General features: G+C 71.6%; 19 protein-coding genes, 1 tRNA gene and 4 pseudogenes. 18 read left to right on the top strand and 6 right to left on the bottom strand.

The window, feature by feature from the left end:
* The first annotated feature begins 900 nt into the window (after positions 1–900).
* The 7 genes and pseudogenes from ACZ8AI_RS16905 (at position 901) to ACZ8AI_RS16875 (ending at position 6,719) form a co-directional block, all read left to right on the top strand.
* The gene (locus tag ACZ8AI_RS16905) at positions 901–1,713 is read left to right on the top strand and encodes a hypothetical protein (RefSeq protein ID WP_464859096.1); all 813 of its coding nucleotides are present in this window, start codon (positions 901–903) and stop codon (positions 1,711–1,713) included.
* Positions 1,697–2,452, top strand: coding sequence for a hypothetical protein (locus ACZ8AI_RS16900; protein ID WP_464859095.1), 756 nt, complete (start codon positions 1,697–1,699; stop codon positions 2,450–2,452). The genes ACZ8AI_RS16905 and ACZ8AI_RS16900 overlap by 17 nt, the downstream gene beginning before the upstream one ends.
* Positions 2,364–3,089: pseudogene (locus tag ACZ8AI_RS16895) on the top strand (glycosyl hydrolase); the annotation flags it as partial. The gene ACZ8AI_RS16900 and the pseudogene ACZ8AI_RS16895, both read left to right, overlap by 89 nt.
* Before the next feature lie 838 nt (positions 3,090–3,927).
* Positions 3,928–4,878: pseudogene (locus ACZ8AI_RS16890) on the top strand (discoidin domain-containing protein); the annotation flags it as partial.
* A 354-nt stretch (positions 4,879–5,232) separates the two neighbouring features.
* A complete protein-coding gene (locus ACZ8AI_RS16885) occupies positions 5,233–6,087 on the top strand; it encodes a discoidin domain-containing protein (RefSeq protein WP_464859250.1) in 855 nt (284 codons plus the stop codon).
* 231 nt (positions 6,088–6,318) lie between these two features.
* On the top strand, positions 6,319–6,510 hold the full coding sequence (locus ACZ8AI_RS16880) for a hypothetical protein (RefSeq protein ID WP_464859094.1): 192 nt from the start codon (positions 6,319–6,321) through the stop codon (positions 6,508–6,510).
* On the top strand, positions 6,507–6,719 hold the full coding sequence (locus tag ACZ8AI_RS16875; protein ID WP_464859093.1) for a hypothetical protein: 213 nt from the start codon (positions 6,507–6,509) through the stop codon (positions 6,717–6,719). The genes ACZ8AI_RS16880 and ACZ8AI_RS16875 overlap by 4 nt, the downstream gene beginning before the upstream one ends.
* A 27-nt stretch (positions 6,720–6,746) precedes the next feature.
* On the opposite strand, the gene ACZ8AI_RS16870 is transcribed toward ACZ8AI_RS16875, so the two are convergent.
* The gene (locus tag ACZ8AI_RS16870) at positions 6,747–7,355 is read right to left on the bottom strand and encodes an SDR family oxidoreductase (protein ID WP_464859092.1); all 609 of its coding nucleotides are present in this window, start codon (positions 7,353–7,355) and stop codon (positions 6,747–6,749) included.
* 250 nt (positions 7,356–7,605) lie between these two features.
* On the opposite strand from ACZ8AI_RS16870, the gene ACZ8AI_RS16865 reads away from it, so the two are divergent.
* Positions 7,606–8,001: a LysR family transcriptional regulator gene (locus ACZ8AI_RS16865; protein ID WP_464859091.1), complete on the top strand. Its 396-nt coding sequence runs from the start codon at positions 7,606–7,608 to the stop codon at positions 7,999–8,001.
* Positions 7,901–8,425, top strand: a complete 525-nt coding sequence (locus tag ACZ8AI_RS16860) for a LysR substrate-binding domain-containing protein (protein ID WP_464859090.1) — start codon at positions 7,901–7,903, stop codon at positions 8,423–8,425. Before ACZ8AI_RS16865 ends, ACZ8AI_RS16860 begins: the two co-directional genes overlap by 101 nt.
* 95 nt (positions 8,426–8,520) lie before the next feature.
* Here ACZ8AI_RS16860 and ACZ8AI_RS16855 read toward each other — a convergent pair.
* The 4 genes and pseudogenes from ACZ8AI_RS16855 to ACZ8AI_RS16840 form a co-directional block, all read right to left on the bottom strand.
* Positions 8,521–8,808, bottom strand: a pseudogene (locus ACZ8AI_RS16855) (GNAT family N-acetyltransferase); the annotation flags it as partial.
* A gap of 518 nt (positions 8,809–9,326) precedes the next feature.
* Positions 9,327–10,232: a glycosyltransferase gene (locus ACZ8AI_RS16850; RefSeq protein WP_464859089.1), complete on the bottom strand. Its 906-nt coding sequence runs from the start codon at positions 10,230–10,232 to the stop codon at positions 9,327–9,329.
* Positions 10,208–10,567 carry a hypothetical protein gene (locus ACZ8AI_RS16845; protein WP_464859088.1) on the bottom strand — a complete coding sequence of 120 codons (360 nt, stop codon included), beginning with the start codon at positions 10,565–10,567 and terminating at the stop codon, positions 10,208–10,210. The genes ACZ8AI_RS16850 and ACZ8AI_RS16845 overlap by 25 nt, the downstream gene beginning before the upstream one ends.
* A gap of 210 nt (positions 10,568–10,777) precedes the next feature.
* Positions 10,778–10,867, bottom strand: a tRNA-Ser gene (locus tag ACZ8AI_RS16840).
* Positions 10,868–11,070: 203 nt separating this feature from the next.
* Between ACZ8AI_RS16840 and ACZ8AI_RS16835 the strand changes: the two genes are divergently transcribed.
* From ACZ8AI_RS16835 to ACZ8AI_RS16810, 6 genes and pseudogenes are all read left to right on the top strand, one after another.
* Positions 11,071–11,907, top strand: a complete 837-nt coding sequence (locus ACZ8AI_RS16835) for an SGNH/GDSL hydrolase family protein (protein WP_464859087.1) — start codon at positions 11,071–11,073, stop codon at positions 11,905–11,907.
* An 87-nt stretch (positions 11,908–11,994) separates the two neighbouring features.
* Positions 11,995–13,356, top strand: a pseudogene (gene radA / locus ACZ8AI_RS16830) (DNA repair protein RadA).
* Positions 13,357–13,475: 119 nt separating this feature from the next.
* On the top strand, positions 13,476–14,096 hold the full coding sequence (locus ACZ8AI_RS16825; protein ID WP_464859086.1) for a hypothetical protein: 621 nt from the start codon (positions 13,476–13,478) through the stop codon (positions 14,094–14,096).
* Between the two features lie 11 nt (positions 14,097–14,107).
* Positions 14,108–14,314, top strand: coding sequence for a cold-shock protein (locus ACZ8AI_RS16820; protein WP_464859085.1), 207 nt, complete (start codon positions 14,108–14,110; stop codon positions 14,312–14,314).
* A gap of 389 nt (positions 14,315–14,703) precedes the next feature.
* Positions 14,704–14,874, top strand: a complete 171-nt coding sequence (locus ACZ8AI_RS16815) for a hypothetical protein (RefSeq protein WP_464859084.1) — start codon at positions 14,704–14,706, stop codon at positions 14,872–14,874.
* 21 nt (positions 14,875–14,895) lie between these two features.
* Positions 14,896–15,186 (top strand): hypothetical protein, encoded by a 291-nt coding sequence (locus tag ACZ8AI_RS16810; protein ID WP_464859083.1) that lies wholly within the window; start codon positions 14,896–14,898, stop codon positions 15,184–15,186.
* Positions 15,187–15,294: 108 nt separating this feature from the next.
* Here ACZ8AI_RS16810 and ACZ8AI_RS16805 read toward each other — a convergent pair whose 3' ends face one another.
* Entirely contained in the window at positions 15,295–15,783 is a 489-nt protein-coding gene (locus ACZ8AI_RS16805; RefSeq protein WP_464859082.1) for an amino-acid N-acetyltransferase, read from the bottom strand.
* 152 nt (positions 15,784–15,935) lie between these two features.
* On the opposite strand from ACZ8AI_RS16805, the gene ACZ8AI_RS16800 reads away from it, so the two are divergent.
* From ACZ8AI_RS16800 to ACZ8AI_RS16790, 3 genes are all read left to right on the top strand, one after another.
* Entirely contained in the window at positions 15,936–16,388 is a 453-nt protein-coding gene (locus ACZ8AI_RS16800; protein ID WP_464859081.1) for an SRPBCC family protein, read from the top strand.
* Between the two features lie 224 nt (positions 16,389–16,612).
* Positions 16,613–18,745 carry a hypothetical protein gene (locus ACZ8AI_RS16795; RefSeq protein WP_464859080.1) on the top strand — a complete coding sequence of 711 codons (2,133 nt, stop codon included), beginning with the start codon at positions 16,613–16,615 and terminating at the stop codon, positions 18,743–18,745.
* A gap of 16 nt (positions 18,746–18,761) precedes the next feature.
* Positions 18,762–19,448: an alpha/beta hydrolase family protein gene (locus ACZ8AI_RS16790; protein ID WP_464859079.1), complete on the top strand. Its 687-nt coding sequence runs from the start codon at positions 18,762–18,764 to the stop codon at positions 19,446–19,448.
* The last annotated feature ends 150 nt before the right edge of the window (positions 19,449–19,598 follow it).

Raw genomic sequence — 19,598 nt, 5'->3', positions numbered from 1 at the left:
CCTCGGCGGTGATCCGGTCCGCATCGGCGCTGACGCGCCACTCGGACGTGTCGCCGCGGACCTCGGTCCGGACGTGCACCGGAACCGCACCGAAGGTCCGCGTCACCAGACCCCGGAAGGCGCGGCCCTGGCTCGTCGGGTCCCCCGACGCCTCGATCTCGAGGGTGCGTGAGGCCACGGGGATCCCGTGGAGCGCGCTCCCGCAGGTCCGTGGTCGGGGCCTGGAGGACGAGGACGAGGGTCACTCCCACGACGGCGGCGAGGACCGCGGCGACGAGGGTGACGACGAGCAGCAGTCCTGCCCGGGCGCGGGACCGGAGGAGCCACGGGCGGATCGCGACGAACATGCTGCCCCTTCCTGGTTCGGCGAGCGGCAGGTGGGGCCGTTCGTCCGCGCGACGATCGCTCGGGTCTTCGGTGGTCGGGACAACGTTAGGGAGTTCGAGGGAGCCGCGCGTCGTCCTCGGCGCAATCTCCGTGTTTCCACTGGCAACACCGACCGTGCCGGGCTCGAACCCCCGAACTGGGGGCCTCTCGGGCGGTGCTTGTCCGCAGAACCGCTGACGCTGTCGGCTCCGTCCGCTGGCTACCGTCGCCCCGTGCCCACAGACAACTGGTTCGTCCGACACACGCGTGCGCGGTCGCTGACCGCGACCGTCGCCCTCGTCGCGCTCGCGGCACTGCCCGGTGCAGCGCTCGTCTCCTCGTCCACCGCGGCCTCCGCCGCGACCCCCTCGACCACGGCCGGGAGCGGGACCACCTCGGAGGATCCCTCGTCCCCGCCGCCCGCTGCCGCGAGCCCGGCACCGTCCGGGTCCGCCCCCCGCCGTCGACGGCGTCCACGTCGGCGCCGGCTCGTACGCGCCGACGCCGCCGGACTCGATCTCCGACATCGGGGACGTGCAGGCCTTCCTCGGCCAGAAGGTGCACGTGGACCCGTCCATCGCCGGCAAGCCGGTGCCCTCGAACCAGTGGTGGACGAGCATCGTGCACAACGGCAACGGGTTCTCGGGCGACCTCTGGTCGAACCCGTTCGTCTCGTCGAACAGCGCCGCCGGCACGAAGGTGACGTACCCGGACTCGTGGAACGCCGACGGATCGCAGATGGTGCAGAACCACGCGATCACCGTCTCGGGCGCGGTGGACGCCGCCGCCCTCCACGGACCGGGTCCTCGCCGACTTCGAGCATGGGATCCCCTCGGGCTGGACCGCCACCGGCACCGCGTTCACCACGCTGGGCGGGACCGGCGCCGGCCAGTCGAAGGTCGTCGGATGGAAGGACTCCGGCTACCTGACGTCCTGGGGCGCCAAGAACGGCGACGCGGCGACCGGCACGCTGACGACGGCGCCGTTCACCATCGACCGCTCCGGCATCGCGTTCCTGCTCGGCGGCGGGAGCTACCCGGACCCGGGCGTCGACGAGGCCGAGCTCCTCGTGGGCGGCAAGGTCGTCGCGACCGCGACCGGCAAGCAGTCGGAGCAGCTGGCGTGGACGAGCTGGGACGTCAGCGCCTACCGGGGGCAGCAGGCCCAGATCCGCTTCGTCGACCAGACGAAGGGCGAGCACGGGCACCTCATGGTGGACCAGGTGACCCTCACCGACAGCCGCGCCGACATCGCCGACCACGGCAGCACCGCGTTCTCCGCGACGGAGAACGACGCGCTGCGGTGGGGCGACTGGAACGTGAGCTGGCGGATGCCCCAGAAGGGTGACGGCGGCCAGTACATGGACGTCACGAGCGTGCAGGGCGAGCCGTACCAGTGGTTCGAGTACCACGACGAGACCCCGCGGATCACGACGGAGTCCGGCGCGACGTTCACCGACGGTGACGGGCAGCCGATCACCTTCCCGTTCACGGGCAACAGCTTCGAGGTCCGGCAGAGCGGACACGTCTTCGGCGTCCACGCCGCGGACGGCACGACCTTCACCCTGACCGGGAACACGATCGACGCGACGACCGGCACCTGGCTGGCGGTCAGCGCGGTCCCGAAGAGCGGCCTGACCCTGGCGCAGCTGCAGCAGCACGCCGGCGCGATCCCGCGCGACACCCGGATGGACTACTCCTACGACTCCGCGAAGGGCATCGTGCACGAGCAGTGGAAGGTCACGACCGACCTGCTGCAGGGCTCCGACCACAGCGTGGTGCAGGGCTGGCTCCAGCACCAGGTACGAGGACGGCACCACGAACTTCTCCCTCACCGGGGCGGAGTACGCGACCCCGCGCGGCACGATGAAGACCGCCGTGGGCGGGGACGACTGGACGATCGACTACCCCTTCGAGGGCATGACGCCGATCGCCGGGACGCCGAAGGGCGCCGCGTCCGACCCGGTGCTGCAGAAGTACCTGTCCGACTACTCCACGATGCCGACCTGCACGGGCGACACCTACTGGCAGGGCAAGTGCCTCGAGCAGCTCGCCGAGTACATGACGGTGGCGAAGCAGATCGGTGACACCGACGACGCCGCCAAGATGCAGGCGACCCTCGAGACGTCCCTCACCGACTGGTACACGTACACCACCGGCGAGAAGCAGGACTTCTTCGCGCGGTACCCCACCTGGGGTGCGCTCGTCGGGTTCGCCGACTCCTACGGCTCCGGCCAGCTCAATGACCAGCACTTCCACTACGGCTACTTCGCCGTCGCGACCGCGCTGCTCGGCGCCGTCGACCCGGCGTGGGTGAAACAGTACGAGGGGATGGCCACGCTCGTCACGAAGGAGTACGCGAACTGGGACCGCGACGACGACGCGTTCCCGCACCTGCGCACCTTCGGCGTCTGGGCGGGCCACTCGAACGCCGCCGGCGTCTCGTCGCCGCAGGGCCAGAACCAGGAGTCCTCGTCCGAGGCGATCCAGTCCGAGGCCGGACTCTTCCTGCTCGGCACCGTCCTGGGCAACGAGGACATGCAGGCCACCGGTGCGATGGAGTACGTCAACGAGCGCCTCGCCGTCCGTGACTACTACCAGAACGTCCACGGCAACCCGGACTCGGCGACGTACGACGGCAACGGCGCGTTCCCGAGCCAGTACCAGCACCCGCAGGCCGGCATGCTGCAGGACTGGGGACAGGCGTGGTCGACGTACTTCGACGGTGACGCCGCGTGGAAGGGCGGCATCCAGTGGATGCCGACCGCACCGTGGTTCGGCTACTTCGGCTGGGACAAGGAGTTCTCGGCCTCGATCCTGAAGACGATCCTCGAGGAACGCCCGAAGGAGCAGGGGGAGGCGGACGTCAAGTCCGCGAACCAGGACCACATCCAGATGCTGACGAAGAAGTGGTACGGCATCGGCACCTACGGCTCCGTCGCGATCACGAAGGACCAGAACGCCGCGATCGGCGAGCTGGAGGACGCGATCCGATCCGCCGAGAAGAACCACCCCGGCTACGCGACCGCGAAGACCGCCGAGAACCCGCTGTACGACCCGTCGACGGACACGCTCCTCGTCTCGGTCGACTCCACGGGCAAGGTGACCTTCCCGAAGGAGCACTGGACGCCCACGACGCTGCCGGCATCACTGGTCCCGACCGAGATCTCGGCGGCGGAGGCCGACGCGAAGCCGAGCCAGTGGACGCACGCGTCGCCGCTCATGCCCTACCTGTCGACGAACTACACCGCCGACACGGACACGGTCGACCGGCTGTACTCGTTCGACCCGACGCACTACACGCCGGGGGTCGACACGGCCCGCGCCGCCGGGGTCATCAGCGACATGGGCGACGCCCTCGGCGAGGTCGTGCTCGGCTTCCTGCTGCAGTACGACCCGGCGACCTACGCCGACATCCACGCGGCGCTGTGGAAGGCGAAGGACGGCGCGGTCACGGGCAAGTCGATGGCCGGCATGAACTACTGGCAGGGCATGTCGAACCTGACGCTCGGCACCGAGTCGACCACGCGGCACACCAGCGACCCGCTCAGCCAGGCGTTCCGTGACGCCGACGGCAACTGGTCGTACGTGCTCGACAACGTCGGGGACACGCAGCAGTCGTACGACGTGTACGAAGGCACGAAGGTCATCGGCTCCGTCGCGGTCCCGGCCCACACCCAGATCACGTCGCACCTCGACGCGCACCTGGCGAAGGTCGTCGTCGGGACTGGACGGCAGCCCGAAGACCCTCACCCCGGGTTCCCGCCACCACCTTCACCGCGACGGCTACGACCGGTACGGCGCGACGATCCCGCTCGACCACGTGCAGTGGACGTCGAGCACCGGGACCGTCTCGTCGTCCGGCGTGCTGACCACCGGCGCCGCGGTCGACCACGCCACGGTCACCGCGACGGTCGGTTCGACGAGCGACGGCTACGCGTTCCGGGTCGCTCCCGCACCCGTGCTGACGAGCATCGACGTCACGCCCGGCTTCCACCGGGTCGTGGTGGGCTCCGCCCAGCGCTTCGCCGCCGCCGGCGCCGACCAGTACGGCGACCTGTTCGCCCTGCCGTCCAGCACCACCTGGTCGTACACCGGCCCGGGGACGATCGCCGCGGACGGCACGCTCACCACGAGCGGCCCCGGTGCCGGGTACGTCGTCGCCACCGCCGGATCGGTCGAGGGCGGCGCCGTCGCCTCGTCGGTCGCGTCGATCCCGGTCGCGAGTGCCGGTGCCACCGCCACCGCGACGTCGAACACCGTCGGCAACAAGCCGGCGAACGTGCTCGACGGCAACCCGTCGACGCGGTGGGAGAGCACCCAGGGGACCGACGACGCCGACCTGACGATCGACCTCGGCAAGGAGACCGACGTCGCGCACGTCCACATCGACTGGGAGACGGCTGCCGCCAAGCAGTATTCCCTGCAGGTGGCCGACGCCGCGTCCGGTCCCTGGACGACGATCACGACGGTCAGCAAGAAGGACGCCAAGCCGGACGACCTCGACGTCGCCGGCACCGGGCGCTACATCCGGATGCACGGCATCACGCGTCTGACCAGCTACGGGTACTCCATCCTCGACCTCGCGATCTCCGGCACCCCCGCCGAGGCCGCGATCACCCCGACGCAACTCCTCGTGTCGCCGCGCAGCAGCGCGGTGCTGCCCGGCGCGACGGCGGAGCTCGGCGCGTACGCCTTCGACGGCAACGGCTTCGGTGGTCCGGTCGGGTCGGACGCCTCGTGGTCCGTCGCCGGCGGCGGGTCGGTGGACGACTCGGGCACGGTGACGGCCCCGGCCGACGCCGGTGCGACGGCCACCGTGACGGCCACGGTCGGCCCGCTCCACGGGACCGCGACGGTCACCGCCGTGCGGAACGAGGCCCCGGCCCCGACCGCTCCGTCGGGCACCTCGCGTGACGTCGCCGTCGGCAAGGCCGTCAGCACGTCGTCGGCGGAGCGCGGCGACCTGTCCGGGGCCCAGGCCGTCGACGACGACCCGTCCACGCGCTGGGCGAGTGCCGCGCGCGACGGCGAGTGGATCACGGTCGACCTCGGCGAGGTCCTGCCGATCGACCGGGTCGAGCTCGACTGGGAGGGTGCGTACGCGAAGACGTACCAGCTCCAGGTCCGCGACAGCGCCTCCGACGACTGGCGGACCGTGGCCGACGTGACGGGCGGTACGGGCGGTGTGGACACGCACGACCTGCAGGGCGTCCAGGGTCGCTTCGTCCGGATGCTCGGTGGGAAGCGGGCGACCGCCTACGGCTACTCGCTCTACGCGGTCAAGGTGTTCTCGACCAAGGGTGCACCGTCGCCGGACCTCGCCCGGAACGCGGTGGTGACGGCCTCGAGCAGCGAGTCCTCGTCGGTCGGACCGCGCAACGCGGTCGACGGCGACGCGACCTCCCGCTGGGCGAGCGGCCACTCCGACGACCAGTGGCTCCAGCTCGACCTCGGGACGGCACGGACGCTGCGCTCGGCGCACATCGACTGGGAGGGCGCCTACGGGTCGGCCTACCGGATCGAGGGTCGGAACAGCAGCACCGACGACTGGACCACGATCGCGTCGGTCACCGACGGTGACGGTGGGGCGGACGACGTGACGATCTCCGGCGACTGGCGGTACGTCCGGCTGCACGGCGTGCACCGTGCCACGCCGTACGGCTACTCGGTGTACTCCCTGCAGCTGCGCTGGACCGGCAGCGCTGACCGGCAGCGCTGACCACCAGCACGACGCCCCGCTCGTCCGCACGGACGGGCGGGGCGTCGTGCGTCCGCCCCCGCACACGACGGGCGACGACGTCGACGGCCGGACCCACCGCCCTGCGCGACCAGCGGACGGCCTGGAGGCGCGTGACGGCGCCGTCCCGCGCCTCCCGTCCGATCGTGGCCGGTCGCGGAGACCGGTGGAGTCACGGATGCACGCGACGGAGCGCTCGACCAGGGTGGGCGGGTGCCCCTCTCCACCGAGCCGTCCCCGACCGCACCGCTGCTGACCACGTCCGAGGCCGCGCGCCGCGCGGTCGCCCGGCTCCTGCTCGCCGCGCTCACGGTCGAACGGCGTGCGTCGGGCGACGACCGGCTTCGGCGCTTCCGCGACACCCGCCGCCTGATCGGTGCTGCCCGCGAGGCGGGCTTCCCGTGACCTTCCTCGCGGAGGCCACGGGCATCGGTACCGGCACCCTGCACGCGCGCACCGACCCGTCCGGTCCGATGGCCGTCGAGCGGTTCCTGGACCTCCTGCCGGACGCGGTCGCGGAGCGGGCGGCTGCCGCTCTCGGTGGCACTGCGCCGGACCGACGGTCGACGACCGAGTTGCTCCGCTGGCTGGTCGTCGACGCGGACCGAGCCTGATCGGAACGGTCCGCGCCGCGACGTCGCTCAGGCCAGGTGGCCGCCGCCGTCGACGTGCAGCGTGGTCCCGGTGACGAAGGTGTTGTCGACCGCCAGGAGCACCGCGGAAACGACGTCGTCCGGTGTCCCCACGCGTCGTGCCGGGTTCGTCGCGGCGGTCGAGGCGAAGAAGTCGCGCTTGCCGTCCTCGCCCATGAAGTCCCAGAGGCCGGAGTCGATGATGCCGGGCGACACCGCGACCGCGCGCACCGGGGCGAGCTCCACGGCGAGCGCCTCCGCCATGAACGACACCGCGCCGTTCACGGTCGCCATGACGCTGAGTCCGGGCGCGGGCTTCCAGGCGGCGACGCCGGAGAAGAGCACGAACACGCCGCCGGGACGCACCGAGGGCGCGAGGTGCTTCGCGAGCAGCATCGGTCCGACCACCTTCGCGTCGAACGCGTTGCGGACCGCTGCCTGGTCGAGCGACCCGACCGGCCCGTTCGCCGAGCCCGCGCGGCCAGCGAGACGACCGCGTCGAACGGCCCCGATGCGGTGAGTGCGGCGATCGTCTCCTCGTCGGTGACGTCGGCGCGCACGACCGGTACGTCGCGGAGCGCTCGGCAGGCAGCGCCGCCGTCGCACGCTCCGGGTCACGTGCCCCGATGATCGGCTGGTCGCCGCGCTCGAGCAGGGCCGCGGCGATCGCGTGACCGATGCCCGAGCCGCCGCCGACGAGCAGGATGCGCTTCTGGTCGTGGTTCGTCATGGTGGGTTCCTCCCTGGTGCCTGGTGCGCGGCGGTCGCCGTGCACCAGAGGAGGAACGACCGGCCGCCGCCATCGGTTCCCGAAGTCTCCTCGATGTTCTCTGGGTCAGCCATAAGATGCTGACGATGGCAAACCTGCGTGCGTTCGAGGTGTTCCTCGCCGTGGTCGACGCCGGCTCGATCCTCGCGGGCCGCCCGCACGCTGCACCTGACGCAACCGGCCGTGTCGCACCAGATCGCGTCCCTGGAGCGCGAGCTCCGGGTGTCGGTCCTCGATCGCGGTCGCCACGGAGCCACCCTGGACGGCGGCGGGCCGGGCCTTCGCGCCGGCGGCACGGGTCGCGGTCGACGCCGCCCGGCGGGCCGAGGACGCCGCACGGGGACGCGTCGCGCTGCGGATCGTCGTCGCGCAGTCCTTCACCGAGCCGTTCATCGTGCCGGTGCTGCGCTCGTTCCACTCCTCCGGGCGCCTGCTGCCCCGTCTGACCGAGGGCGCGAGTGCCACCTCGATGGTCGAGGCCGTCCGCCGGGGTGACCAGGACCTCGCCGTCGTGCCGGGTCCCGTCGTCGCGCCCGACCTGGTGGTGCGCTCCGCCGGACACGAGGAGATCGTCGCGGCCGGCGCGCAGGCGCCGTCGGTCTCGCTCGACGTCGTCGCTGCCGGTCCCTTCATCGGGATCGACCCCGCCAGCGGCTACGGGCAGTGGCTCATCGAGACCCTCGCGGGGCGAGCCGTGTCACCGGTGACGACGGTCGGGTCGCCCCGCGCCGCCGCCGCACTCGCCGGGGCGGGGCTCGGCGTCGCCGTCGTGCCGGTGTCCGCGGTCGCCGGCGACCACCCACGAGCACCGCTCGACCCGCCGCTCCACCGAGACGTCGCGGTCGTCGCGCGGTCGGTCGGCCCGTGGGACGCCGTCGCCGGTGCGCTCTCCGACGCGGTCCGCAGCGCCGGCTCGTGACGGCCGCCCCCGCCGGCGGAGGCCCGCGGCGACCGGCCGGTCAGGCGTTCCAGAGCCAGTTCGTCCGGTCGTAGTGGTGGGGTGAAGCCCGAGCGCACGAGGTTCCGGTACGAGGGGTTGCTCGTGGACAGACCCGTCTCGGCCGCCAGGAGCCGGCAGCCGGCTTCGACCGCAGCCGCGCGGCGCGCGGTGAGGATCGCGGCCTGCACGCCGCGGTTCCGGTGTGACGGCAGCGTCCCGCCGGTGTTGATCGAGGCGACCTCGCCGACGACGTGCACGGCGCCGGCCCCGACGAGCTCATCGCCGTCCCAGGCGCCGAACACCCGCGCCTCGGGGTCGTCGAACACCCCGCGGAGCATCGGCGTGAGATCAGGGTCCGTCATCCCGAAGGCCTCCCGGATGATCCGCGCCCAGGCCCCCGTGTCGTGCGCCGTCAGCTCCCGGACGTCGAGGTCGGTCTCCCCCGGCACGAACTCGTCGACCGGGCACGCGAACTTGGCCCACGACGGGCTCGCCGTCAGACCCAGTTCCGCGCAGATGGCGTCCCAGTCGTCCGGCAGCACCTGTGGTGCAACCGCGACCAGCGCCGACTGCCGCCCCGACGCACGGAAGAACGCGAGCACGTCGGTCAGCACCGCACGGTCGAGCGGGACGTCGAAGCCGAGGCCGATGCTCTTGCTCCAGTAGCCCGTCGGGTCGCCGGCCATCGCCGCGGCCGTCGCGCCACCGTACCTCGCGGTGCGGATCCCGAGGGCCTCCTGGTCCGGTGCCGACGCCCCGCGAGGAACCGCAGGAAGTAGTCGGCCTCCGCCTGCTCGATCTGCTGCACGTCGGCGATGGGAAGGGTGCGAAGTGACACGGAAGGCCTTTCGTTGGGGAGCCCCTCGAGGGCCCGTTCGCGTCACCGGCGGATCCGGCGGCGGCGAGTTCGATCAGGGCGTCCCGGACGATGTCGACCGGTCCGGCAGTGCGTCCATCCGGTCACGGAGGACCGCAGTGCGACGACGCAGGATCCCGTCGCCCAGGACCCGCCGGACGGCAGCCCGGACCCGCCCGGGCGTCGGGGTCCCGGTGCGGAGGTCGATGCCGCACCCCGCCCACTGCACCCGCGCGGCGATCTCCGGCTTGTCCTCGGTACTGCCGGCCACCACGAGCGGACTCCCGCCGCGAGCGCGCGCTGGACGCCACCGAATCCGCCGTTGGTGACGAACGCATCGCACCGGGGAAGGAGCTCGTCGTAGGGCAGGTACTCCTCGACACGGGCGTTCGACGGCAGCCGACCGCCCACGGCACGCACGACCTCGTCAACCGGACGACCACCGGTGGCGACGACGACCAGGACGTCCTCGTCCGCGAGCGCACGGAGCGTCGGGACGACGAGCCGCCCCAGGTCGTGGTTGTCCATCGTCCCCTGCGAGACGTGCACCACCGGCCGACCGGAATCGAGGTCACCCCACCACGCCGGCAAGCCGTCGGCGCGGACCCCTCTCCGGCGGCGCAGCGGACCGACGAAGCGGACGGTGTCCGGGAGCTCCCGGCGCGGGTACTCGAGCTCCGCGATACTGAGCTGGAACAGGCGATCGTAGGAGCGGTACGGGTAGTCGGAGAACGGCATCGTCGCGGGTGGCTCGCCGACCTCGGCGAGCGCTTCGTCCACAGCGACCCCGATGGGCCCCAGGGGCCCGCGGAGGACGAAGGCGTTCAGCGCACGGTTCCGGAGGCGGCCGACGACCGACCGCGCGGGCGGGAGCACCAGTCCGAACGGTGCGGTGTCGACGCTGGTCAGGACGACCGGAACCGGTGACACCCCGACGACCGGCAACCGCTCCGCAGCCGGACGCGACGCGTACGGGGCCAGCCCGGTGAAGGTCGCGTCGCCGATGATCCCGTCGAACCGCTGCGACGCCAACAGCGCCTCGACGGCCCGCCACTGCCCCGGAGCACGCGGGCGAACATGCCGATCATGTCCTGGCGCACCGCCGCGAGCCCCTTCGCCTCGCCACGACCGGGAAGCCAGGCGTCCAGGTCGCTGTCGTCGAAGTCGACCTCGGCCGGCAGCGGCGCGAAGGCGAGACCCGACCGGAGCACGGCGTCCTCGTACCGACGGCCGGTCAGGACGGTCACCGCGTCGCCGCGTTCCACCAGCTCCTCGTCCGAAGCTCGATCACCGGTGTGACGTGGCCGTGCACGGGTGGCGAGCAGAGGAGGTAGGACGGCACGATCGCGATCGTCGCAGGCGCGCGGCGGCGACCGCATCAGCGGAACTGCGCAGGCTGGCTGCAAGGTGCGGGGGACCTGCGTCGGAATGGTGCCGTGAACGAAGAAAACCCCCGCGTGAACGGGGGCTTTCTGTGGCGGTACCGGTGGGATTTGAACCCACGGTGGAGTTGCCCCCACACATGTTTTCGAGACATGATCCTTCGGCCGCTCGGACACGGTACCGGGAAAGAGTTTACACGATCCGGGAGGCCCGTCGCACCACCGCAGGTCGGCTCGCCCTCCACAGGTGGCCGGTCTCCGACCCCCGCCCACAACTCGCGCTCGGCTCACCGGGCACCTGGTTGCGCGGCGTACCGTGCCAGGAATGAGATCGCGCACCCTCATCGCCCTGCTCACGTCGATCGGCGGCGGCCTCGCCGTCCTCGGTGGCGCGACGTTCGGCGCCCGCGCCGGCGTCCGCGGGCAACGCGCCGCCGCTCGACGCGTCGTCGACATGCTCCCCGTGCACGCGGACTGGTGGCGCGAGCGCCTGCAGCACGACGGGCAGATCACCTACCTGGCGATCGGCGACTCGGCTGCGCAGGGGTCGGGGCGAGGAACCGCACCGCGGCTACGTGGGGCTGCTCGCACGCCGGATCCGACACCGTTCCCGCACCTCGGTCCGCGTCGTGAACCTCAGCGTGTCCGGGTCGACGACGTGGGGCGCTCGGAAGGACCAGCTGCCGAAGCTCCGCCACTACTCGCCGGACATCTGCACGGTGTCGATCGGTGCGAACGACATCGCCGACTTCCACCCGGACAAGTTCGAGCGGAACATCCGCGAGATCTACGGCGCCGTGCCGTCCCACGCCATCGTGGCCGAGCTGCCGTGCATGTTCGTGCCCGACCGTGAGCGGAAGGTCGCCGTGGCGAACGAGATCGTTCACCGGGTGGCCGACGAGTTCGGTCTGACGGTGGCGCCGCTGCACACCATCACGAAGCGCGTCGGGCTGCGTCGGACGTTCTTCAACAGCTACGGGGACCTGTTCCACCCGAACGACCGCGGGTACGAGATCTGGGCGAGCGCGTTCGAGCCCGCCGTCGACGCGCGCGTGGACGTGGTCGCGGCGATCCGGCACTACCTCTCCGCGCGGAGGCAGAGGACCTCGGCGCCGGTGCGGGCGCGGTGGCGACGGCACGTGCCGAGCAGGACGTCGAGGGCGCAGAGGCACTCGACCACGCCGACCGTCCCGGGCGCATCGACCGACTCCGGCAGCGCATGACGGGGTCGGTCCCGATCCCCGGAGCAGGGCACGACGACCCGGACGACCAGTCCGGTGGTGTCGGCGGCACGGCTTAACCTGACGAGCATGGCGCGCCCCCAGTCTCTCTACCGCTGCACCGAGTGCGGCTGGACCAGCATCAAGTGGGTCGGCCGCTGCGGCGAGTGCCAGGCCTGGGGCACCGTCGAGGACACCGCAGCCGCCACGGTCAGCGCACGCGGGACGAGCGCGGTCGCGGTCGCCGGCAACCGGGTCGCGCGCCCGATCACCGAAGCACGTGGCACGACGGTGCAGCGCTGGCAGACCGGCATCGGCGAGTTCGACCGGGTGCTCGGCGGCGGCGTCGTGCCGGGTGCCGCGGTCCTGCTGTCCGGCGAGCCCGGCGTCGGCAAGTCGACGCTCCTGCTCGAGGTGGCCCTCACGCGCGGCGGCCTCCGGCAAGCGCGTCCTCTACGTCAGTGCCGAGGAATCGGTGGACCAGGTCCGTCTCCGGGCCGAACGCACGGGGCCATGCACGACGACCTCTACCTGGCGAGCGAGGTCGACCTCGGCGTCATCATCGGTCAGATCGACCAGGTGCGCCCGATCTCCTCATCGCCGACTCGGTGCAGACGATCTCGTCGAGTGCGATCGACGGCATCGCCGGGGGCACGTCACAGGTGCGCGAGGTGGCGTCGACCCTCATCCGCATCGCGAAGGACCGCGCCCTCCCCGTCCTGATCGTCGGCCACGTGACGAAGGACGGCACGATCGCCGGCCCACGGCTGCTCGAGCACCTCGTCGACGTGGTGTGCCACTTCGAGGGGGACCGGCAGACGGCACTCCGGTTCGTCCGCGCGCTCAAGAACCGCTTCGGCCCGACGGACGAGGTCGGGTGCTTCGACATGGCCGGCGACGGCATCCACGAGGTCCCCGACCCGAGCGGACTCTTCATGTCCAAGAACGGTGCCCCGGTGTCGGGTACCTGTGTGACGGTCGCGCTCGAGGGGCGTCGGGCGCTGCCGGTCGAGGTGCAGGCGCTCGTCGTGCCGAGCTCGGCGCCGCAGCCCCGCCGGGTCGTGAACGGCGTCGACTCGTCCCGGGTGGCGATGCTGCTCGCCGTTCTCGAACGACGTGCCGGACTGAAGCTGTCCGACGCCGACGTCTACGTGTCCACCGTCGGCGGCATGAAGCTCACCGAACCCGGCGCGGACCTCGCGATCGCACTGGCCCTGGCGAGCGCCGCACGCGACCGCCCCTTCCCGCACTCCCTGGCCGCGGTCGGCGAGATCAGCCTTCGCCGGCGAGATCCGACCGACGACGGGCACGAAGCAGCGCGCGAACGAAGCCGCACGGCTCGGGTTCACGACCGTGCTCGGTGCCGATTCGCAGCACCTTCGCGAAGCCCTGCGCGTCGCGTTCTCCCTCGCCAGCAGCGAGCGGGAACGCGAACTCGACCGCGCCTTCTGATCGACGTCGGACCGGCCGGCGACCTGAGCCACCGACCGTGACACGCCGAAGGACGCGAACCGAGCAGAACGGTTCAGGCGCGCAGTGCGGCCAGCAGGTCCTCGGGCGTCGCCTGCATCGTGCGGTCCGGCGATGTCGAAGAACACGCCCCCGAGCGAGTCGAGGTGCGCGGCGAGGAACTCGCCGAGGCGCGCGCCGTCGTAGACCATGACCTGCCGGATCTCGTCCGGCACCATCGCCGTGTAGGCGTCCGCCGACGAGAACAGCAGCAGGATGCGCTTCTCGGACCCTTCGCGACCGAAGACCCGCACCTGCATGTCCTTCTTGCCGGTGACGAGCCGGGGGACGATCACGATGTCGTTGCGGAGCGCGAAAGCCACCGCTGCGACGTCCTGTTGTGCGAGGGCTTCCTCGAGCTGTTCGCTCCGGAAGCGCTGTTCCTTGTCTGCCATCACCCCCTAGTCCACCAGATTCACGACGGTTCAGCGACTCGGCTCTTCCCTTGCGGCCGTGAGCCCGTGTTGGTACCAACCGCTTCGGCGGGAGTCCATCGTTCTTCCGGTGCCCTGCACCTCGAGCGCCATCGGTCACTGGCCTTCCCCGGCCGCCTGGCCCCGAACCCGTTCCGCCCGCCCACGCCGCGGGGCGCATCGATCAGACAGCAATCGGTTGTCGGATCGGCGGTAGCAAGTACCGCTTCGCAAGACAGGCAGCGAAAATCTCGCCTGGCAAGAAAGTAAGGAACGCCATCATGGCAACTGGAACCGTCAAGTGGTTCAACAACGAAAAGGGCTTCGGCTTCATTGCGCCGGACGACGGCAGCGCTGACGTCTTCGCCCACTTCTCCGCGAGCGGTGGCAACGGCTACAAGTCGCTCGAGGAGAACCAGAAGGTGGAGTTCGAGATCACCGAGGCCGTGAGCGGCCCGCAGGCGGAGAACATCACCGTCATCGGCTGATCACCCTCAGTTGAACGGGCCTCGTCGTCCTCTGGACGGCGGGCCCGTTCTGCATCTCCGGTCACCTGAGTCGCGAGGCCCGGATGACGGGAGCGGAGACCACGGCCGCTCCCCGACACAAGCGAGAACCCCGGCCTGGGCCAGGGGTTCGACGCCGATCGGGCACTCCCAATCCACTTGAGGAGAGGCTAGCGGCCCGCGAGGCCCCACGCCTAGTCGAGGATGAACTGCACCGAGTCCTTCGACTCCAGGTTCCCCACCGCGACCTGCAGGTGGTAGCTCGCCCCCCGGCGGTCACCGACGGCCGCGACGAGTCGCACGTCGACGTCGACGAGCGCGTCCGGTCCCACTCGATCGCCGGCGTGGTGAGCGTCTGCCCGGCCTTGATCGTGACGTCCTGGTTCGTCCCACCGGTCTGGCAGTCCTTCGACGACCAGTACTGCTCCTCGCCCGAGCTGATGGTGAGCACCCGCTGCGCGGACCCGAGGTCCATGTGGCACGACGCCGAGCCGGTGTTCTTGATCGACATCGCGATCTTCGGGTCCTCCGTCGGCCCGTAGGCGGTCTTGTCCACGACGGGGGTGAGCTGCACCTGGTCCTTCGCGCAGGTCGCCCCGGCAGCAGCGGCCCGGGACGGCGCCGCCGACGGCGTGGCGCGCGGCGTGGCCGGAGCCGACGACCCGGACGACGACCCGGACGACGGCGCAGCGGCGGCGGTCGACGCAGCCGACGACCCAGCCGAGGACGACGCCGACGCGGACGCGGACGGCTCCGCCGAACTCGCCCCACTCCCCCGCCCGACGACGATCAGCACGACGACGACCACGATGAGCAGCAGCACCCCGACGACGGTGGCACGACGGCGCCAGTAGACGCCCGGTCTCTCGGGCCCGACGGGATGACGCAACGACGACATGCGCACAGGGTAGACAACGGCGCGCACGCGACGAGGCCACCCCGCCGAGCGACGCGGGAAAGCGTCAGAGGATCTTCAGCATGCGGGTGTTGCCGAGCGTGTTCGGCTTGACCCGGGCGAGGTCGAGGAACTCGGCGACCCCTTCGTCCGACGACCGGACGAGTTCGGCGTAGACGTCGGGCGAGACGACGCTCTCGCCGATCTCGAGGTACCCGTGCTTCGTGAAGAACTCGACCTCGAAGGTCAGGCAGAAGATGCGCGCGACACCGAGCTCGCGGGCGTCGTGCTCGAGGGCTTCGAGCATCCGGTGCCCGACCCGCTTGTGGATCCAGTCCGGGTCGAGCGCGAGCGTGCGCACCTCGGCGATGTCGTCCCAGAACACGGCGAGCGCTCCGCACCCGATCGGCACGCCGTCGGGGCCCTCGGCGATCCGGAACTGCTGGATCGAGCCGTAGAGCGCGACGTTCTCCTTGCCGAGCAGGATGCGGCGGTCGACGTAGGGCGCGATCAGCCGCTGGATGTGCGGGACGTCGGAGGCGAGCGCCGGGCGCACCAGGATGCCGTGGTCGTCCCGTTCGTGGAACGCGTAAGCTTCCCGTGCTCAGTCATCCGGACAACCATAGCCGGGCGCGCGCGAGCGGCACCCGGCGACCGGGGGACGCCGCCCTGGACGGCGCCCAGCCTCCGCCGCCTACCGTCCACACCATGCCTCAGATCATCGAAACCGTCGACGTCAACGTCCCCGTCCGTCAGGCCTACGACCAGTGGACCCGCTTCGAGGAGTTCCCCCACTTCCTCGACGAGGTCGAGAAGATCGTCCAGGTCGACGACAAGACCACCGACTGGACCGTCAAGGTCGCCGGTCAGGAGCGCGAGTTCCGCGCCGTCATCACCGAGCAGCACCCCGACGAGCGTGTCGCCTGGACCGTGAAGGACGGCGAGACCGACCACGCCGGTGTCGTCACGTTCCACAAGCTGTCGGACAACGAGACCCGTGTGACGGCGCAGATCGACTGGGAGCCGTCCGGCTTCCTCGAGAAGCTCGGCTCCGCCGTCGGCGTCGGCGGTCACGCCGTCAAGAAGGACCTGCAGAACTACAAGGAGCGGGTCGAGAACGCCCCGACCGAGCCCGGCTGGCGAGGCGACGTCCAGGCGTAGGACGCAACCCCGGATCGGACTGGAGGCGCGGTGCCAGCTGGCACCGCGCCTCCAGTCCGTCCACCGGTCCCGCCCACGGCGCACGGATCGCGTTCCCGGTTTCGGCATCCCCCCACGAAATGCCGACCTGACGGGCGGGCCGGACCCTGGCAGAGTGGTCGAGGCTGGCCGTCGCGCTGGTCCAGTTTTATCATGTCTGAGACAGATGTAAAGGGTGGGACGACGTGATCGAGTACAACGACGACGACGCGCACCGGCGCGAACTCTCCCGGAAGCTCCAGCTCCTGATGGACGTCGTCGAGGCGAACTCGGGCCAGCGACCGTCCTACAAGGAGATCGCCGCCGAGATCGAGACGCAGGGTGTCTCGATGAGCCGGCCGCGCTGGGGGTACATGCTCGGCGGCAACGGACCCGCCGTGCGCGACCAGCGGCTCCTCGCCGCCCTCGCCGACTACTTCGGCGTGCCGGCCGAGTACCTGACCGATCCCGCGGGCAGCACCGACGTGCCGGAGCGGGTGCAGGCGCAGCTCGAACTCGTGCTCGAGCTGCGGAAGCGCGAGGTCGTCGCGTTCGCCACGCGCCGCCTCGGCGAGTTCGCCACGGCCGACGAGATCCGCGACTTCACCGAGCACGTCCGGCGCCTCGACGAGTCCGGGGGGCGCATCGTGACGGCGTTCCGCGACCGGCTCGGCGCGATCCGCCGGCAGTCCGACGCGCGCCGTCGGGTGGAGCGCCTCGGACTCCCCCGCCGACTGTCCCTGCCCGAGCTCGTCGAGCGTGCGGAGTCCGCGCTCGGCAAGCCCATCGCGGTGCGCACGGCGGACCTGCCGGGCGACCTGTCGGCGCGGCTGATCCAGCGCGCCGACCACGCCCTGCTCGAGACCCGACCCGACCTCTCCGAGCGCTCCCGGGTCGCGTGCGTCCTGCACGAGCTCGCACACGTCTTCATGGACGACCGCGGGTGCGACCACCAGGCGTACACCGGGCTGCTCACCGGACGGACCGCGTTCACCCGTTCGCTGGACACCCTGCACGAGCACGAGGTCGAGCTCGTCGCCGACCAGCTCGCGCTCCGCATCGGACTGCTCGACCCGGACGGCCAGCAGCCCGGGATCTTCCCGGTGACGCTGCACGTCTGGGGCTCGCTCCCGGTGTGGTTCATCCTGCTCGTGCTCGTCGCACGGCTGTGGCTCGTGCGCACGCAGTCGGCGAGCGTGACCTGGCTCATGGTCTGCTGCGCCTTCGTCGCGGTGGGACTGACGATCAACCAGTCGGACGTCCTGACCTTCCTCGCCGCGGTCACGCACGAGCCGAACGTCGCCGACCCGCTCGGTCGCTGCCTGATGGTCTGCGGGCTGTTCGCCCTCGCGCAGTCGGTCGAGGCGGCCGCCAGCTCGGCGAACCTGCTCCGACCGAGCCGGTTGATCGGCTGCGTGGCGGTCCTCGTCGCCCTCGTCGTGCTGTTCTCGCTGATCGACGCCCCGCACCCGACGTCGTCGTTCATGGCGGAGTACGGCGACCAGTGGCCCACCGCGTTGTACTCCGCGGTCGAGATGACCTACATCGCGATCGTCATCGCACGGTCGGCGCTGGCGGTCCTCCGGGCCTTCCGCACGGGTGACCTCGGCCGGACCTACTGGCCGTTCGTCATCGGCGCGGGTGCGATGGTGCTCGTCGCCGTGATCGCCGTCGCCCTCGACGCCGTGCACGTCCTGGGCGCCGATGCCGCGATGCGGGTGCTGTCGGCCGTGTACGCCCCGGTGTTCCTCACGTCGATGGTGCTGCTCGCCGTCGGCGCCGCGGGCGGGGTGCTCCCGGACGCCGCGCGGGAGTTCCGCGACTGGCGCCGGACCCGTCGGCGCTTCCGGGTGCTCGAGCCGGAGCTCCGACGCCCTCGAGACCCAGTCCGGCAACCACGGCCTGTACTTCACGATCGTCTGGCAGCGTCGCCAGTGGCGGAGCCGCCTGCACCGGCTGTCCGTCGAGCTCGAGGACCGCGCGCGCGAGGCCGGACAGGACGTCCCGGCGGTCGCCGCACCCACCACCGGACGCACCAGGGAGACCACATGACAGGCGGACGCTTCGCCGCACTCGGCAACCACCGTCGGCGCGGCCGGTACGCTCGGGCTCGGGGCCCTCGTGGCGCGTCGGCTGATCGTCCCGACGCCCTACACCGCGACGGCCACGGTGCGGAGCTCCTCCGCCACCGAGGTCGACCTCGTCGAGACGCGGGACACCCGCCTGCCGGGCACGTACCGGCTCACGCGCGACGGGCACGACGTCCGCGTCGGCGAGGTCCTGAGCCCCGACGCGGACGGCGTCCGGCGTCGAACGGAGTCCGCCGCGGCCGACGGTGAGTGGACCTGGGACGCGATGCTGTTCGACGACGCCGCGGACACCCCCGGTACCGAGCCCGTCAGCGCCGACACCCACGTCGTGCACGTCCACGGGCAGTCCCTCGGACCGCGCCAGGTCCTCCGCGGCCTCGGGGTGTGGCGCGGACTCGGGGCGACGTCCGAGGTGCTCGACACCACCGACCTCCCGCTCCGCTCGCTCGACCCCGTCGCGGTGGACCGCATCGTCGCCGCCGTCCGTGCCGCTCGGACTCGCGGCGCCGCCCGAGTCGTGCTGCAGGGGTGGTCCGCCGGTGCGCTGGCGTGCTCCGTGGCCGCGACGCGTGAACCGGTCGACGGGATCGTCGCGGTGTCCCCGCTCCTCGACGTCCGGTCCGCCCTGCGCGGTGCCGTCGGGGCGGCGCGACTCCCCCGCTTCGTCGGCACCGTGGCGGCGCGCATCGCCACAACACCCGTGGTCTCCCGCCTCGCCGGAGCTGCGCAGCCGGTGGGGACGACCTCGTGGCAGGACACCCGGACGCCGACCCTCGTGCTGCACTCCGAGGCCGACGTGCTGGTGGCGGCGGACGACGTCACCCGGCTCACCCGACGCCGCGACGTGCGCGCGGTCGCGTTCCGAACGGCGCCGCACACGCTGGAGTGGAACGAGGACCCGGAGCGCTGGGAGACCGCGGTCCGCGAGTTCGCCGCCACCCTGCGCGCCTGACACCAAGGCCCCGAAACGAGCAACGGCCCCGGTCTCCGAGGAGACCGGGGCCATCGGCGTCTCGACCCGTTGGGGGGGAACCGGTCGATCGCTGCGCGCGAGGTGTTGGGGGGAACGCCTCACGCAGTCCTCACCGTACCCCCGGAAGGG

Source organism: Curtobacterium sp. AC273 (genome assembly GCF_979253735.1).
This window is presented reverse-complemented; position numbering and strand designations above follow the sequence as displayed.